Source organism: Bacteroides congonensis (assembly GCF_900130125.1).
Taxonomy (GTDB): Bacteria; Bacteroidota; Bacteroidia; order Bacteroidales; family Bacteroidaceae; genus Bacteroides; species Bacteroides congonensis.
Window position 1 is genome coordinate 364,978 of sequence record NZ_FQXY01000009.1, and the last position, 16,998, is coordinate 381,975.

Here is a 16,998-nt window from a genome sequence, read left to right on the forward strand (position 1 = left end):
AAGATAAACGATGACATGATTCCTGGCGGATGATGTCATCGTTTATTTGACCCTTATTATATATTATAGTTTAACTTTCTTGAAGCTCGACTTCCGCTCTTCCCGATTTCATTTCCATACCCAATAAAATTTGGTTCCAACCTTGAAATACAAACCATAAAGAGACTAATGAGAGTGATTTTTCGACTATTCCTAATCCGGGAATAAAACCGATAACAGTGGCTATTAAAAGAATAATCATACTTGTACGCAACTTTCCTGCACCTATCTGTCCTTCGTTACCGATGGCATTTGAGCTTTTTAATAGTCCATATCCCATAAATTCAAACACGAAAGCCAATATAGCAAGAATACCGCCTATGATACCACCAATTAATGGAATCCATCCGATAATTACTCCTACCAGTCCCAATATAACGGCTATTTTCAATTTGGATACTCCTTGCTCACCTATAGAATCCAAAGCTGTCCTAATTCGCCCAAGCCCCATCCAGTAGATTATTAAACCGATTAGAGCTGCAACACCGGTTATCATTGTGTCACCAATACCATTATATACATGTAGCAAAATGGCCAATAATATAAAATAGGCTCCTTGCGATCCTCTATTTTTCCACTCAACACCTAGGCTATTCCTGCAAAGGTAAATTGCAACAAACAAAGCTATAAGTGCAATATAATCCAACCAAGAAGGTACTCCCGGAATCATGGCTAGCAGGACAAGAGCCATACCGCTTATGGCAGTGGCTAAGAAAGAAGTAGGAAGTTGCTGAGATTTCGATTGTGCCTCTTTATAAAAATAATAAAAAGCCATACCTCCACCAACAAGTCCAAGTACTTTACAACAGAATTTAGGAATGTCAAAATTAAAACCCAAAAGTGCACTGAGTAAATTAAACTCAGGTAAAACTGTCAGTAACAACAACAGCATACAGAATTGTAACTGCAAGAATTTATTAATACGTTTCATGTCTATATATTTTTATATTATCGTTTATATTCTATCACTACTTCCAAAAGTCCCACGCATCCAATGATACCATTCTGTAAATAACAGTCATTTGCATCGGGGTATTTACTTTCTGATTTTACCATCTTCACTTGAGTAACCTTATATTCTGTTTTTTGATGATTATATACCAAGACCGCCGTATAAACATTATCCGTTCTGCCACACTTATATTTTATTCTGACATTCTTTTTATCAACACCATGTATGTCAGGATAGGCTTCCAGAATAATATCTTCATCTGTACGGCTTCCCATATTAAAGGAAGTAAATATGATTCCATAACATAATACAGCTTCCCCTTCTCTGTTTTTATAATATCCCTTCTGATAAAAGTTTAGAGGGAAATTTTTCACTTCTTTTCCCGTTGAACACATCGGAATAAAATGCGGCAATGGCGGCATACAGTATATCGACACCGGCATAGGTGCCGGACGACCCATAACATTTTTTGCCGGAGTAGCAGAAGTCGGGAAAAACAGTATATCTTTCAGATAACCAGCCACAATGGAATAATGAATATCAGATACATCTGTACTTAACGGACGAGTGTATAGTCCATACATAGCATCTCCTATTTTCTGAACAGCAACTACCCCTTCCTCTATGAAAGTCGGCCCATCCGTTTTAACAAGTCCATAGTATTTATGTCCATAATAGCTGATGCTTTTGGCAGCAGAATTCAATGTGATGGAAATAACGCTTCCATCGGTAAGTTTTCCTACCCATGTGCCTTTAATATAGCCCGAATTGGTAGCTGGAACTTTTATAGTTGTCGGCACGGAAGGTTTATACTTCCGTAATACTTCAGGTACATTATCGGGTATTTGGGAAGATGGCCTGGAAGAATCAGAAGCCTCAGGAGAATTAGAGGGATTACCGGATTCTTCCTCTTTTTGAGGACGAGGTTTGCGGGTGAGATATGACCTTTTACCGGCTACCGAACTCTCTTCTTTGTTGAGGGCAAACAGTAAACTGTCAGGGCCTATTGACTTATCAAATGAACCTAGTCCAATAAAAAGCAACGTAGAGTCAGTAGGAGCATATAAAGTACATTTTCCTTTTTGTCCCATTTCGTTTTCCCAGTCTAATGTCCAACAGTTATCACCTTCAGAAGGATTACTTAATTTACAAACCTCGGAATTGACAAGTAACATTCTATTCTGAAATTTTATAAACCCTGTAGCCTTTTGTCCTTTAAAATGAGTAGAAGGCTTTTTTTGGTAATTATCAGGCAGAAGCATAAACTTATGATTCTGCCCTTTTATGAATTGTTGTGAAAAGTCTGGTACCAAAGGCTCATCAAGATTTATCTCAAGATATCCTAAGCGAGTCATTCCTAACACTTTATCTTTTCCTTCATATACCCCTACAGGAGAGCTTCCCTGTGCTTGTACTTTCAACAAGGTAGCTATCATCAAAAATAAAAAGAATATTTTCTTCATATTATTCTATATATTTACTTTTTCTCTTTCGGTGCTTTCCAAGACGGCCATTCAGCTTGCCATACTCCATCAATCTTCTTTACTCTTCTATCAATTTTCTTCTGGGATACATCGCCGGATTTAGTTCCCATCATGATTTTTCCAAAAGGAGTAACTTTATCATATACGGTAGAGTAATAGCATATTCCTGTACCTGTGTCTTCATTGAATTCTTTTTCCAATATCTTATCGACTTTCTCTGTATGTAAACGTACTGAATATACATTTCCTTCTGCTTTTTCTGCATATTTCATCCCTTCCTCTGTTAATTTTACATCAACTTCATGAATTGAACCTTGACTTTCCAAAACTGTATATGTGATAAGTCCTTCATCCCGTAGGCTGCTTAACATATCAATAGTAATTTTACCAAGATTCATATCTGTAACATTTTCGTCGAAGACAAACTTTCCGGTAAGAAAGAACTGACTATGATTCATATTAACATATTCATTCAAACTTTCACGCAGTTTTCCATCAGAATCACATCCTGCCAAAAAGAACAAGGAGCATAAGGTTAACACTCCGAAAATCAAATAATTTTTTGTTGTTTTCATCACTATAGTTGTTAAATTGTTAGTATTTACCATTATAATTTTCGCTTTTTGTTTTTCTGTCATAATAAAGAAGAGTTTCACCACTTTTTAGTATCAATCGATCTCCGGTATATTCTTGAATCTGAAAATCCATAGGCTTGGAAGTCTGTGATTCTTCTCCATCATCATATGTAAATTGCATTGTTATTACTGTACCTTCCGGATTGAATTTATAAGTTCCTGTGGAATGAAAATCAATATAGTCAATCAGTGTTCCGTCCCTTTTGAACACCATTTCAATTTTGTTCGTAGGTTCGGAATAATAGTCCCATGCACCGACCAAATCTTCCATTGTAAATTTAGGCTCAGCTTCTCCATAATACGTATACGTACGGGATACCATATCTTGTTTTCTTCCGTTATATTGTGTCTCCCGTGAAGTCCAGTTTCCATGTTTATCATAAGTATATATGTAAGTAGTAATTGCCGGAGAACCGGGTTCCTGTTCTTTTCCGTCCCTATAGCCATACGTCAGGCATGACATTTCTACTACATTATCTTGTTCATCATACTTATATGTATAAGATTGTTTTTGACTGATTTCATTTTCTTTTTTTCCGCTATTATATCGATAAATGATATTGTTCCGTTCCAATAAACGGCTATTATCATCGTATTTATATTCTTCAACATAATCAAGCATACCATCTTTTTCTCCCGGATCATCTTTCCTTTCCCGATAATATATCTCATGTTTTGTTATATTTCCGTGATTATCGTATTCATAGCCCGTCTTACAAGTTTCATATACCTTATCCATCGAATAACCAATGAGCTTTATAATATTTCCCGCCCGGTCACATTCATATTCTGCACGATTCTGTTCATTTTGATCTGTCCAACTTTTAGAAAGTAAACCTTTTTTGTCATAAGCATAATATTTTGTGCTACTAAGTTTACTCTCTGGATAATCGGCAGCATACTTCTGCTCTTCTGTAAGTAAACCATCTTTGTAGATCTGTTTACTCTGCAAATCACCTGACATATTACTAAAAAAACTAATGCAAGAGAGTTTGCCATCAGCATCATATTCATACCGTTCTGTTATTACAGTTTTATTAGCGGGCCAAGTTGAAATTTGTCCCTTCTCATTAAAATAACCTTTTTCATTAAAGGTATAAAGTGAAGAAATATCAAAGGACGATTTCTTTTCTGTCATTTTTTTTACTTGACCTTTAAGTTTCATTACTGTCCAATCATTTCCTTTTTCTTTCTTGATCATGCTTCCACCACAGGAAGATACTAATAAAGTACCGCAAACTACTCCTAAAAGAAGGGTTGCTTTCTTATGGCTGATTTTGCCTTTTACAAACAGTTTATCCAATGTTTTCATTGTTATTTTTTTTAGTGTAACATTTAGTTTATTCCTCATTATAAATCATTTTTCATATCAAACATCTCTTTTAGTTTTCCATTCTCCACTTTTATTAATGAGCGGTCGACATTGATCTGATGCTTTTCCCCTCGTCTCCCCGTAATACAATATATTTCCATCAATGATTCAGGAACTACGTTCGCAAGACTTCGACGGATGATGGAGCATGTTTCGTAGATTCTATTATTGACAGGTTCCACCAAATTTTCAAGACTACGCCTTATCTTGCCGGCCTCCGTATTTTTCTCTAACGCTACTATTTGATAGATTTCATACAATTCATACATATAGTTGTACATACTTTTAAATTCGACACCTTCTTTATGTATTAAGAAAAAAAGAAATACGGTTTTCGGCAGATATGGCATCTTTACTTCCATAGGAGAGTAGTCAGGCAAAAATATATGCCCGTTCTTGTCTATAATAATCCGGCTCATTTCTTCCTTATCATTGTTTGTTTCATTATTAATCTCTTTTTGTACCACCGAACCTAAAATCTTCAAAATATCTTCATCCGTTGAAAAATCATTATTTTCCAATAGCTCCAATAAAATTCTTTTTGCTGTATGATAAGATATACTTAGTTTATCATTCATGTTTTATGTACTTATGTTGGACAAAAATAAGTTAAATAACAGTTGTGCACTATCCGAAACAAGGTTGTTGACGAAAATCAACGAACCTTGTTTTGGAACATCATCACAACTATTAATTACGCACCCTGCCAAAACAAGGTTTGCTTTTTTCTCTTTATACAAGAAAAAGGGAAAAGGTAACAGAGGAGAATGAAAAAAATTACTTGGTACACGTAATCATATTGAATTGCCAAAAACATTTCCATCTTTTACATAGTGAAAAAAAATATCTATCATACTTTCATTGTTTCTCATAATTCACTGTTTATTAGATAGATAATCATGATAGATAAGTTCTAAAAAAGGTATCTATCATGATTTTACCATTAAAACAATGCATCTATCATACCTATCCCAGGCTGTTTTACTGTATCCTATAGGAAAATCAAGCATTAAATGGTAGGTGAATGCAAGTTTATTTGCATGATAATCAGTATTTGATACCTTAATAATCCATTTAGGGCGAAGATATTTTTATATCCCACATCTGTGTGCTATATAGCCCACAAGTGTGTGCCGCACATCCCGCATACGTGGGATATAGAGCCCACATATGCGGGCTCAAGATGTTCCGTTATCCTAATAGGATAATTCAGGCATGAATAGATGGATTTATCTGCTTCATTGCAACAAAAGTGTGCCTTTTTATGGTGAATCAGCCCTTATTTCAGGGATTTATGGTATGATAGATACCCTATTTTTGATGGCGCAATGATGATAGATACCTTTTTTATGACTTGTCCATCATGCCTATTAATTTGAAATCCAATAAATTACCGGAAATCATGATAGATATGATAGATATTTTTTTCTATTGAATACGATTTTAGGTTCTATCTTCACCTACTATTACTCCAGAACAAGGTTGTTTTTTCTCTTTATTATTGAAAAAATGAAAAAGTAACAGGGGAGAATTGAAAAAAATGATTTACTTTTGCCGGCATCATGAACAAATGGAATTTTATAAAATACTTTTTTATCCTAATTGGGTGCCTGATAAATATTTATATGTCTGCACAAACCAATAGAGCACTCATCGTTGCAATAGCCAACTATCCTCTAAATAGCGGATGGGAAAGCATTCATGCTGACAATGATAAAAAATATATTTTGGAGATTTTATCATTAAAAGAATTTCAGCCTGCCCATATTGCCATTTTGTCTGACGAACAAGCTACCAAAGCAAATATCTCAAATGCATTGATAAAACTCTATAATGATACAGAACCGGGAGACGCAATCTTTTTACATTTCTCTTGTCACGGGCAACAAATGATGGATGACAATGGAGACGAAGAAGATGGATTAGACGAAAGTTTAGTATTATATGATGCAAAATATAAGTATATTCCACAACAATATGAAGGAGAAAACCATTTGCGAGATGATGAGTTAGGTATATGGCTTGACAAACTTCGTCGAAAAGCAGGTGAAGCGGGAAGAGTAACTGTTACATTGGATGCCTGTCATAGTGGTACTGCAAACCGGGATGGAAAAGAATATCTTGGAGACTATAAAGAATATATCCGAGGAACGACTGCTATCTTTGCGCCGGAAGGATATGTACCGTTACCTGGCAAACATCAAGAATTAAGTTTGCGACTGAAAAAACAAAAAGGATTGGCTACTATTGCAGTATTCAGCGCTTGTTTACCAGAGTTTACAAACTATGAATACTATGACAAACAACGTTCTATGTATGTTGGCAAGTTAACTTATGTTTTTTGTCAACAGATAAAAAAGATGAAATTTTCATGTACAATAAAGGCTTTTTTTCAAAAACTTTTAAAAGACACGCTTTCTCTAAAGCACTCAAATCTTCGATTACAAATACCTTATATGGAGTGTTCTGATGAAACGGTTCCTTTTTATATAGGACAAAGAAAATAATTATGAAAATATTCAGTTACATAGGAAAGAAAAGTCATCCAAGGGAGATGAATAAAGAGATAGAAACCTTGTATGAACTATATAAACATCCTTTTATTCAGTTCGCTACAAAATATTATTTTGTAGATGAAGATACAGCAATGGATATATATCAGGAAAGTTTTACTGCCATGTATCAGAATATCAGAAATGGAAAATATACAGAACGGAACATATCTTTAAAAACATATCTATTTGAAATAGGGAAGCATCACATATTCAAGTATCTGAACCAGGAGCAGAAGAAGATGAGTATGCTTCAGACTTTAGCATCTGAATGGAGTGCGCAACAATATCCTGTAGAAGAATGGAACGAAGCACAAAATATTGTATCAAAGTTACTGGAAGAAGCTGATACGGATTGTAATAAGGTTCTTACTCTTTATTACCGGGAGCATCGGAAAATGGAAGATATAGCTCAGTATATGAATTATAAAACAGAGCAAGTGGCCAAAAATAAGAAAAGTTCCTGTCTGCGCAGGTTATCATTTGAATTAAAGAAAAGGCTGGAATCTGCCGGTATCATATTAGGATAATAAAAAAACAAGATAATGGATAAACAACAACTTGAACAACAAATAGACCAATTCATTAATAATGAATTGTCTCCCGCCGAACGACTGGATTTTAGTCAAAAACTTGAAACTGATAATAAGCTGAAACAGCAAGTCAAACTTCGTATGCTACTAATTGAAGGAGAATTGATTCGTGCGGAAAAAGAAGCCAGGACAGCAATGGAAGCATCTAAAGGGTTTCATATTCGTCCGTGGGTAGCTGTAGCTTGTGTTGTATTTGTGCTTGTAGGTGTCGGTTTATATACGAGCAATTCATATCGTTACTCTCTTCAAGAAATCTACGATTCATACTATGAAATCCCTATTATTGAGCGGGCACGTGGAGAAGGATTGGCTGATGAAGTAGCTTTATATAACCAGCAAATTATAAATGCCTATGAAAAACAACAATACAAAGTTATTGCTGAATTATATCAGAAAAAGAATCTTTCTGATTTGCTTGATGCTTTTCCTGTATCTACGCAACTCTATATAAGTATAGCCTTCATGGAGCAAAAAAAAGAGCAGGAAGCTATTCCATTATTACTATCCTTGACTGATACTCAATATAAGGAAGAAGCCGAATGGCTGTTGCTTTGCTGCTATATGAAAACAAACGACAGGAATAAGGCATTGCAATGGGTTGAGAAAATAAAAAATAACAATGGAATATATGTGAAAAAAACGACTTTTATAGAGCAGCTCTTAAAAGAAAAGAAATGGTTCTAAGAAAAGAAATACTGTTATTATTCGGAAGTATTCTATTTTTATGTATCACCAATAATGTGTATGCCCAAATAAGCGAACATTCGTTTGATAAAGGAGTGGAATATTTCCAGAAGCTGGAACAAGTACGTGACAGTGCCCAATATGCACACGAGCTATATTCTATAGCCCGATACTGCCGTGAATTAGGCATGTATGAAGAAAGCAGAATTGCAGGCATCAAAGCAAGTAAAATACTTTCGCAAGTATTGAGCAATAAAACCCCTGAAAGTAAAGATGACTTCACGTTATATGAAGAAAATCTGGATCTTAACATATTCCTTTTAGACCTATTGACAAGTAGAGGAGACCAATATCTGGATCTATCCCTAATTTATATGACTTCAGAGGCATCTACTTTGACAATTGCCGGATATACCATATGCAACTGTTTACGTGAAGGAGATTCCCGAAATAAGATTCATTCCATTTATGAGCAATTGGAGTTTCCACGATTGGAACATCTGAATGCCATTACCCGATATTATTGGGAGACGGGCCAAACTGAACGAATTATAAAAGAAATCAATAAGGCTCAGAGAAAAACATCATGGGGGACTCTTGCCGATCATGAACGGCGGATTCTACATAGACGGTTGGAAAATGCATGTCTGTTACCTTCTTTATCTCTTGCCACTCTAGGTGAATGCCTGCGAATCGCTAAAAGCATGTATTATCCGGTTTCGGTCAAAGATATCTTATATGAACAAAAACTGCCTGAATATTTTTCTATGTATCGGGAAGCTGCACGAACTTGTGTAAACAGTCAAAAGCCTTTATATGCATTAAAAATATATAGACTGATTGAACGGTTAATAAAAAAGACAATAGGTGATGACTTTTCTTTCCTGCTACCATCTGAGCAATACGAACTTTGCGAAATAATGAAACCTTATTTTGAGGAGATGCAAACTTTCGCCTATGAAAACCACAATCTTGAAGGAATGATACCTTTTCTATATGAAAACATTCTACTAATGAAAGAGCTATTTGCAAAACCATCTTTTCAATATCATCGTTATTTGGCCGACAGTGACAGTATATCCATTTTAAAGATGCAATCGTTTATAGATTCAATTGCTTTGGACAGAAATTCATTTAAGCTACAATCTCCCGAAAACAGGATTAAATGGCTACAGAATCAGGTTATACGTCGGGAACAGGAAAAAGCATTAATCAGTTATGTAAAAAAAAGAGTATCACCTCAATTTCCAGAAATAAAACCTTGGAATGAAATTGCCGCTTCACTGGATTCTAACGAAGCGGTAATAGAGATTTTTAGTTTGCCTTACAATGTGGTAAATAATGGCCATGCAGCCATTGTGTTTACTAAAAACAAATCTCCTCATCTAATAGAGTTACCGCCTGAAACAGTATTAATGACTGCAAAAGACAAAATGCTATATAACAATATTTGGATTCCGATCAAAGAACTAATAGGAGAGTGTACACATCTATATATTTCTTCAGAAGAAACGTTGAGCTATCTTTCATTTGCATCTATTCATAATGAAAATGAATATATTATTGATAATTATAACTTTCACTATTTATTCTCCAGTAATGATATTCCTCGTATTAAATCAGAACGGACACATGTCACTTCTGTTTCTCAAAAGGATATATTCTTTTTTGGAGGAGCTGAGTTTAACTATACACCATTTTTCCAAACAGCACTACAAGGATTCCAATATTTACAAGGAACAGTTGACGAAATTGAAAGTATAGAAAAACTTCTCTCAAACCAATGGAATATTCACAAATATATGGGTAAAGACGCAACAGAAACTTCATTCAGGAAATTATCCGGTCAATCGTTAAATTCTGCGGTCATACATATCTCGACTCATGGTTTTTATATCTTATATAATCCTAAAATTCAAAGCGTTCTCCTTCAATTAGATGGATTTAGTGGACATAAGAATCATTTATTACATACAGGACTTGCATTTTCCGGTGCCAACTCTACTTGGAATGGCTTGCAGCCTTTGGGAATAAATGACGGGATTCTCACTGCATATGAGATTGCGTCAATGAATTTGTCTGGTACAGAGTTGGTTGTGCTATCAGGTTGTGACACAGGTAAGGGGGATGTCCGCTATGGGAAAGGTAACTTCAGTCTACAACGTGCTTTTCGTCAAGCTGGAGTAAAATCGTCGATTATTTCTTTTCAGAATATATCAGATAAAGAAACTAAAGAATTGATGGTAGATTTTTATCGCTATTGGCAAGAGGGGATAAATAAACAAAATGCATTCGTTATGGCTCAACGCAATATGAAAAACAAATATCCAAATGAACCTAATAAGTGGGCACCATTTATATTTATTGAATAGATTCCTATTTTTCAAAATAGAAATCTATTCAATAAACCGAACTACTTTATCTTGGACTTATCGATCCACCACGGGCAAGCTTCATATCATCATAACTTACTCCCAATGAATTAATGGCATAAGCTCGTACACTATAATTTTTATACAACTCGACCAATAATTTTGCATTATAGTTTCCTGTAAAGTCATCGGTTCCCACTATAATTTTTTCCCCATTTTCTGTGGAAGGAGTGTCTGTCGCATTTTTTACCCAACAAAAGCCGTATTCAATAATGGGAGCCCCACCATTATCTAATATAGTAGCAGAGCATGTCACCTCGCTATGCCATACACCATCTACATATTCTCCATTACCACTTATCGGACTAAATGTACCTTGAAATGATTTAAAAGTCGGGAGTTGGCTTTCTTGTGGCTCATCTTCGTCTGATGAGCATCCATAGAAGGAAAACAATAAAGCAAAAATGATTAAAACTTTGTAGATGTTTCGATTACCTGTTTTCATAAAATAAGTCTTTTTTTGATTTATAATGAAGCAAATATAAATCAAAAAAGAATCTACGAGTATTTGCTACAAGGTTGTTCTCAGAAATGTTTTATCTTGTTTTACACTACGAAATTTCAGAGAAAATGACAATTTATCAGTGTGTATCGCGTTGCCTTTTCAATACAGACTTTGCTGTACTGTCATTTTCGATGATACTATCTGTCTTTTGTTTGGTCTTTTCTTCCTGTTTCCGTTTATTGCGTAACTTCCACTTATTCCAAAAGAACAGGTCGCTCCATTTATTGAAATCTTTTTTGTACATAATACCCACACCTTGCGTGGTCAGGTTCGTTTTTGTATAATAGCGGTCATTCGTTTCATTGTAGGCTTTCAAACGAATATCGCCTGAACGGTTAATCAGCCATTCCGCTTCAAAGTCTCCCACAAAGTTGGTATTTGCCATCGGATTATCCCGATAACCGAAGTTTCCATTAATCAACAGTCTGTTATTCAATAGTTGGCCGGACAAGATGCCTTCCACTTCCATATCTGTCCAACCTTTATCACCTGTACTCAAATTTGTTCCAATGTTCCAGTTGTTTGTTTCAAAAACTTGTGATAGTGCGTTATTCAGCTGACCGGAAAGGGTAGAAGAGAGTACCGATGACATCACATTAGAATTCTGATTGTTATTCCGGGCATCTTCTGTATAAAACTTGCCGATACCCAACAAATAAAGAATTTGCATATTCATTTGTTCTTCCGTACTGATATAGTTGCGTACCAATGTCTGCACCTCATCTCTTTCATTGGGAAGATCAATACCCAATTTTATAGTCGGGTGTACCAGCATCCCACTCAAATTCATAATACAATTTACCCGCACATTAGGCTGTTGTATAATAGCTGAAGCGTCGGGTATCAAGTCATTCAACGAGGCAGAATTTACCGTATACGAAGCTTGTATGTCCATATTAGCATCCAAAGGCGCACCATTGAAAGTAATCGTACTTCCATCCTTGATCACAAAATCCTTGCGAATGACTTCCTGCAAGCTGAACTTATATACCCCTTGTGTAATTCGATAATTACCAAACATCTTCACATCACCTTTATTATAGAATTCCGTTCGGATATTTCCTGTACCTTTTCCACTGATATAGTCTCCGGCAACCGGATCCATGATAATCCGCATAGTAGCGTCAGGCGTTGCATCTACCAGAATATTCAAGCGAATATCCGTCTTTTGTTCCTCTGTCTTCGCTTGACGTTTTTGCTGTATCTGGTCATAGTAAGAGATGATTTGAACAGAATCCTGAATAGTGCGACGGGGTGTTTTGTCCACAAACTTAATAAACTGATTACTGGTGGCTGATGCTACACTACCATTAATATAGGTGAAGACTGTATTCCGGTTGGTGGTCATAGCGGCATTAACTTCCAATCCTTGCACTGCATTTCCGGAAAGTAACACATTTCCCGTACCATATACCGTACCATAGAAAGGCATATCTGCCGATTCCTTTGTATTCATCACAAGCATATTGTTAGCTTGTATCTCAAAGCGGTAGTTTAAGTTCTTAAAATGCTGGAAATGCAAATATCCATTAATTCTTCCGGTATGCCCCTCCATATCGGAAATATACATATTATTAAATGTCAACCCTGTAGGAGCAAGGCGGATTGTATCCTTAACGGCAAAATGAGTATTCAATATATCAAATTTCATGGAAGCGTCCGTCATGACGGCACCATCCAAGTTCAATCCCTTGAATTTTCCATAGAAATGTACCTTTCCGGTTCCCCGGCCTTTTATATCGGTAGCAATGGACTTCATATAATGCTCAAGAAACTTCAGGTTCAATCCATGAGCTTCGATATTCAAGTCAAGTCCGCTTTCCGGTTTTAATGGATAGATAATACCCGTGACGCGTGATGGGGCAGAAGCTATATCTTGAATAGATGCGTCGAGACGGATACCCCTGTTTTCATTATCCCACTCACCGTATATGTCCAAGTCACCCAAACGTCCTTCGTTAAGCGAGAAATTCTTTACGAACAAACGGGTATTCATCACAGGCTTTTTCAGCACACCGCTTGCATAAGCTGTTCCTGTTGCATCACCTTCAAAGTTGACATCATCAGAGATACTTGCAATATCAAATACATATCCCATATTAATATCCTTCAAATCGACTTTAACCGTGTCGTTGGGATTGTCAGAGAGACGTCCGTTAATGCGTACATAACGGTCTTGATGGCTGAAATAGAAGTTATTCACATCTACTTTCCCCGAATCTACCACAACCTGCGAAGGGTGTATCTTCCAGAGAGTATCATTCAAAATAATATCCGTAGGCTTCACATCTACCATTGCCTTCAATAATGGCTTTTCTCCCTCGGTACGTAAAAACTTGGCCACGGTAGCCAATTGCCCGCTATACGTTACTGCCGCACTATTTCCCCAGTTTAATGTCGTACTGACATTATCATCTTTCGCTTGTGCGTCCAGGGAAAGATTTACTGCTCCCTTCTTTTTCAAACTGGTTAAACGAACCCGTGCGCGAATATGATCTGCCGGATTCTCACAAAGAACCAAACCGGACTCTATATAGTTATTCTTATATTGCAAACGAGGGAAATAACCTTCTACGCGCAAACGTTGCATAGGATCATTGAAATATCCCTTCAAAGTTGAATGAGTATATACGGTCAGCGGAATATCAAAAATTGTAGATAAGATGTCCGTATTATATATATGTATATCAAACAGGAAATTATTATGTGTTTCAATTGGCTTTTTAGGAGGTAATATCAAAGATGGGACATATTTCCTCATAATATTCAAAATACTGGCAGGCAACGTGTGATATTGGAACTTGCCCTCTACGCTTGCTGTCAGAAACTCGGAAGTCAGCCTTAATTGATTCTCGTTATTCTGCTTTGTAGCCCGGATATTCATATTTCTCATGAAATATTCTTTATCCGGCGCTGTAAACTTCAGGCTATCTACATTGATTTCTCCAATCATTTCATCCACAGACCCGCCTGTAAAATTAGCTTTCAATTTTAAAGAGAATTCCGCGTCCGGATACTTGGTGGTGAGATTCAAATCATTGGGCCGTACCTTGTCAACCACTGCAAGAAAGTTAAAAGTCGGAATCCTGGAAGTGACGTTGACATCTCCATTCAAATAGATAGAACCATTCGGATCATCCAATGCCACTTTACCATTAAAGCCGCCTTGTTTATATTCACCGTCCAACGTTATATTCTCATATCTATATCTGCTATAATCTATAGAAGCAATCAATCCTTTTAATTCCACTATCGGAAGCCGATCTGTGATATGTCTCCCATGTACATCGAGATTGAAAGTGATTTCTCCCAACTGTTCATTGGCTAATAGTTCACCAAGCTTGAAATCTTCCGTTTTCACAGCACCGGAGTAAGCAAACAGCCCTTTACTTTTATCCGAACTTAACTTCAAGTCAGTCTTTACATTTCCCAAACTGGTATGCAATTGTCCGTATGTAACCAAATCCGTGAAATATCCGGAAATTTCTCCCCGGAAGCTGACATCTCCCAAACGTTCGAGGACGGGAGGAACCCCGTTGTAATTATGACTCAAATTGCGTACTAAGAAGCCGACACCACGAGTATTGGCTGAGAGTTCAGAAAGAGTACCATATACATATGCATCTTGTGGGTGCGACAAATCCTGAAGCGACACGTCTCCTCTGAGACGAAACTGACGGTCGTCCGCTGTAATCTCCAAATGCGAACAATTCAATTGGTCGACTGTACCTTTCACTTCCATATCCAGCGTAACAGGTTCTTTGAAATGTGACAGGACAGGTACAAAAGGTGAAATATCTTTTAAAGTAACTTGTGACGGTAATGTACGGAAAGAAAAATGAACTTTCTCTGTAAAATGATTGAAAGCTTCCAAGCTATCATATACCAAGTGTATGGTATCCATTTTCAGAGAAGTCTCCGGCAGTTCGATGGCAAAGTTATCAATATTCGTCCGCTTACTATTGGCTACCAACTTTAAACTCATTTTCTTCAAAGAAAATCCCGATACCTTTTCGTCTAGACTCAATCGCTTGATTCCTAAATTCACAGAATCCTTGCTCAATGCTTTCAAAGAAATATTAGCTATGATATTTTGGAGCTGAATATGCTTGGCATTGAATTTCCCCGGCGTATCCTCTTCCGAAAGTACATGATAGGCCATCCGACCCCGACGAATCAAAATGGAATTGATACGTAAATCGAGTGAATTCTCTTTCTTCACAGTGTCCTTTGACGCGAAGGCATCCAAAACAAACTTAAAATTTGGCGGAGAATCCGGTGTATCCTTCTGAAGATTGATATTAAAACCGAAAAGTTGGACACTGCTGATAGAAATCTTTCCTTTAAAGAAAGGCATTATATCAAATTTGGCGGACAGACGGGTAACTTTGAGCATTTCCTGTCCCTTTTGATCGTCTAGCAATACATCGTCGATAATAATGCGGTTCAATAATCCGATATTGATTCTGCCGATCATGACTTTTGTATTCAAGACCTCGGAAAGTTCTCCGGCAACAAATGAACTCATAGCTCGTTGAATACTTGGTATATTCAACAAGATAATAGCCCCGATATATACTCCCAGTACAATACCGACTACCCAGCGTACAGTCTTTTTCAGCGTTCTGATATGCGATTACTTTTATTTTGCGAACAAAAATATAAAATAGTTCGTTATGAATCGTAGTTTTATGATTACTTTTGCACCGTTTAATAGTTTAAATACTTATGAGTGCAATAATATTAGGAATAGAATCCTCTTGTGATGATACGTCGGCAGCCGTAATCAAGGATGGTTATCTGCTGTCAAATGTGGTATCAAGTCAGGCCGTACATGAAGCATACGGTGGAGTAGTACCCGAACTGGCTTCACGGGCACACCAACAAAACATCGTACCGGTAGTACATGAAGCGTTGAAACGCGCCGGCATTACCAAAGAAGAATTAAGTGCGGTGGCTTTCACCCGTGGCCCGGGATTAATGGGGTCTTTGCTTGTCGGTGTTTCTTTCGCAAAAGGGTTCGCTCGTTCTTTAAATATTCCTCTGATAGATGTTAACCATTTGACAGGGCATGTTTTAGCACATTTTATTAAAGCAGAAGGAGAAGAGAATAAGCAACCGCAATTTCCTTTCCTTTGCCTGCTGGTTTCCGGAGGAAATTCCCAAATTATATTGGTAAAAGCATATAATGACATGGAGATTCTCGGGCAAACGATTGATGACGCAGCAGGTGAAGCAATAGATAAATGTTCGAAAGTCATGGGATTAGGTTATCCGGGTGGCCCGATTATTGACAAATTGGCACGTCAGGGAAATCCGAAAGCATTTACTTTCAGCAAACCGCATATTCCGGGGTTGGATTACAGCTTTAGCGGGTTGAAAACGTCATTCCTGTATTCATTGCGTGATTGGATGAAGGAAGATCCTGATTTCATCGAACATCATAAGGTGGATTTAGCTGCGTCGCTGGAAGCAACGGTCGTAGATATCTTAATGGATAAACTGCGGAAAGCAGCGAAAGAATATAAAATTAAGGAAGTAGCCGTAGCAGGTGGCGTTTCCGCAAATAACGGACTACGTAATGCGTTCCGTGAACACGCCGAAAAATATGGCTGGAATATATTTATTCCTAAATTCAGCTATACGACCGACAATGCGGCAATGATTGCCATTACCGGATATTTTAAGTATCTGGATAAAGCCTTCTGCTCCATTGATCTTCCGGCTTATTCCCGCGTGACATTATAAGT

12 protein-coding genes are annotated in these 16,998 nt (G+C 36.9%); 5 read left to right on the top strand and 7 right to left on the bottom strand.

Translation table 11 applies throughout. The annotated features are described in order from the left end of the window. Positions 1 to 70: 70 nt before the first annotated feature. Genes BQ7997_RS08035 through BQ7997_RS08055 form a run of 5 tightly spaced genes read right to left on the bottom strand, consistent with a single transcriptional unit; the run spans position 71 to position 5,060 of the window. Positions 71 to 970: a hypothetical protein gene (locus BQ7997_RS08035; RefSeq protein WP_073345310.1), complete on the bottom strand. Its 900-nt coding sequence runs from the start codon at positions 968 to 970 to the stop codon at positions 71 to 73. Positions 971 to 987: 17 nt separating this feature from the next. Then, the gene (locus tag BQ7997_RS08040; protein WP_073345313.1) at positions 988 to 2,454 is read right to left on the bottom strand and encodes a hypothetical protein; all 1,467 of its coding nucleotides are present in this window, start codon (positions 2,452 to 2,454) and stop codon (positions 988 to 990) included. 14 nt (positions 2,455 to 2,468) lie between these two features. Further along, complete coding sequence (locus BQ7997_RS08045; RefSeq protein WP_073345315.1) at positions 2,469 to 3,113, bottom strand: helix-turn-helix domain-containing protein; 645 nt, start codon at positions 3,111 to 3,113, stop codon at positions 2,469 to 2,471. Continuing rightward, a complete protein-coding gene (locus BQ7997_RS08050; RefSeq protein ID WP_073345318.1) occupies positions 3,070 to 4,422 on the bottom strand; it encodes a hypothetical protein in 1,353 nt (450 codons plus the stop codon). The genes BQ7997_RS08045 and BQ7997_RS08050 overlap by 44 nt, the downstream gene beginning before the upstream one ends. 38 nt (positions 4,423 to 4,460) lie before the next feature. Continuing rightward, positions 4,461 to 5,060 carry a hypothetical protein gene (locus tag BQ7997_RS08055; RefSeq protein ID WP_073345320.1) on the bottom strand — a complete coding sequence of 200 codons (600 nt, stop codon included), beginning with the start codon at positions 5,058 to 5,060 and terminating at the stop codon, positions 4,461 to 4,463. A gap of 1,047 nt (positions 5,061 to 6,107) precedes the next feature. Here BQ7997_RS08055 and BQ7997_RS08060 point away from each other — a divergent pair. Genes BQ7997_RS08060 through BQ7997_RS08075 form a run of 4 tightly spaced genes read left to right on the top strand, consistent with a single transcriptional unit; the run spans position 6,108 to position 10,683 of the window. Then, positions 6,108 to 6,989, top strand: coding sequence for a caspase family protein (locus BQ7997_RS08060; protein ID WP_235817270.1), 882 nt, complete (start codon positions 6,108 to 6,110; stop codon positions 6,987 to 6,989). Between the two features lie 2 nt (positions 6,990 to 6,991). Then, the gene (locus tag BQ7997_RS08065; protein ID WP_073345325.1) at positions 6,992 to 7,564 is read left to right on the top strand and encodes an RNA polymerase sigma factor; all 573 of its coding nucleotides are present in this window, start codon (positions 6,992 to 6,994) and stop codon (positions 7,562 to 7,564) included. A gap of 15 nt (positions 7,565 to 7,579) precedes the next feature. Beyond that, on the top strand, positions 7,580 to 8,311 hold the full coding sequence (locus tag BQ7997_RS08070; protein ID WP_073345328.1) for an anti-sigma factor: 732 nt from the start codon (positions 7,580 to 7,582) through the stop codon (positions 8,309 to 8,311). Next, entirely contained in the window at positions 8,302 to 10,683 is a 2,382-nt protein-coding gene (locus tag BQ7997_RS08075) for a CHAT domain-containing protein (protein ID WP_083589198.1), read from the top strand. Before BQ7997_RS08070 ends, BQ7997_RS08075 begins: the two co-directional genes overlap by 10 nt. A gap of 46 nt (positions 10,684 to 10,729) precedes the next feature. On the opposite strand, the gene BQ7997_RS08080 is transcribed toward BQ7997_RS08075, so the two are convergent. Both BQ7997_RS08080 and BQ7997_RS08085 read right to left on the bottom strand, forming a co-directional pair. After that, the gene (locus BQ7997_RS08080) at positions 10,730 to 11,188 is read right to left on the bottom strand and encodes a hypothetical protein (protein ID WP_073345331.1); all 459 of its coding nucleotides are present in this window, start codon (positions 11,186 to 11,188) and stop codon (positions 10,730 to 10,732) included. Between the two features lie 136 nt (positions 11,189 to 11,324). Continuing rightward, positions 11,325 to 15,776, bottom strand: a complete 4,452-nt coding sequence (locus BQ7997_RS08085; RefSeq protein ID WP_073345333.1) for a translocation/assembly module TamB domain-containing protein — start codon at positions 15,774 to 15,776, stop codon at positions 11,325 to 11,327. Between the two features lie 200 nt (positions 15,777 to 15,976). Between BQ7997_RS08085 and tsaD the strand changes: the two genes are divergently transcribed. Further along, positions 15,977 to 16,996: a tRNA (adenosine(37)-N6)-threonylcarbamoyltransferase complex transferase subunit TsaD gene (tsaD, locus tag BQ7997_RS08090; protein ID WP_073345336.1), complete on the top strand. Its 1,020-nt coding sequence runs from the start codon at positions 15,977 to 15,979 to the stop codon at positions 16,994 to 16,996. Positions 16,997 to 16,998: the final 2 nt, after the last annotated feature.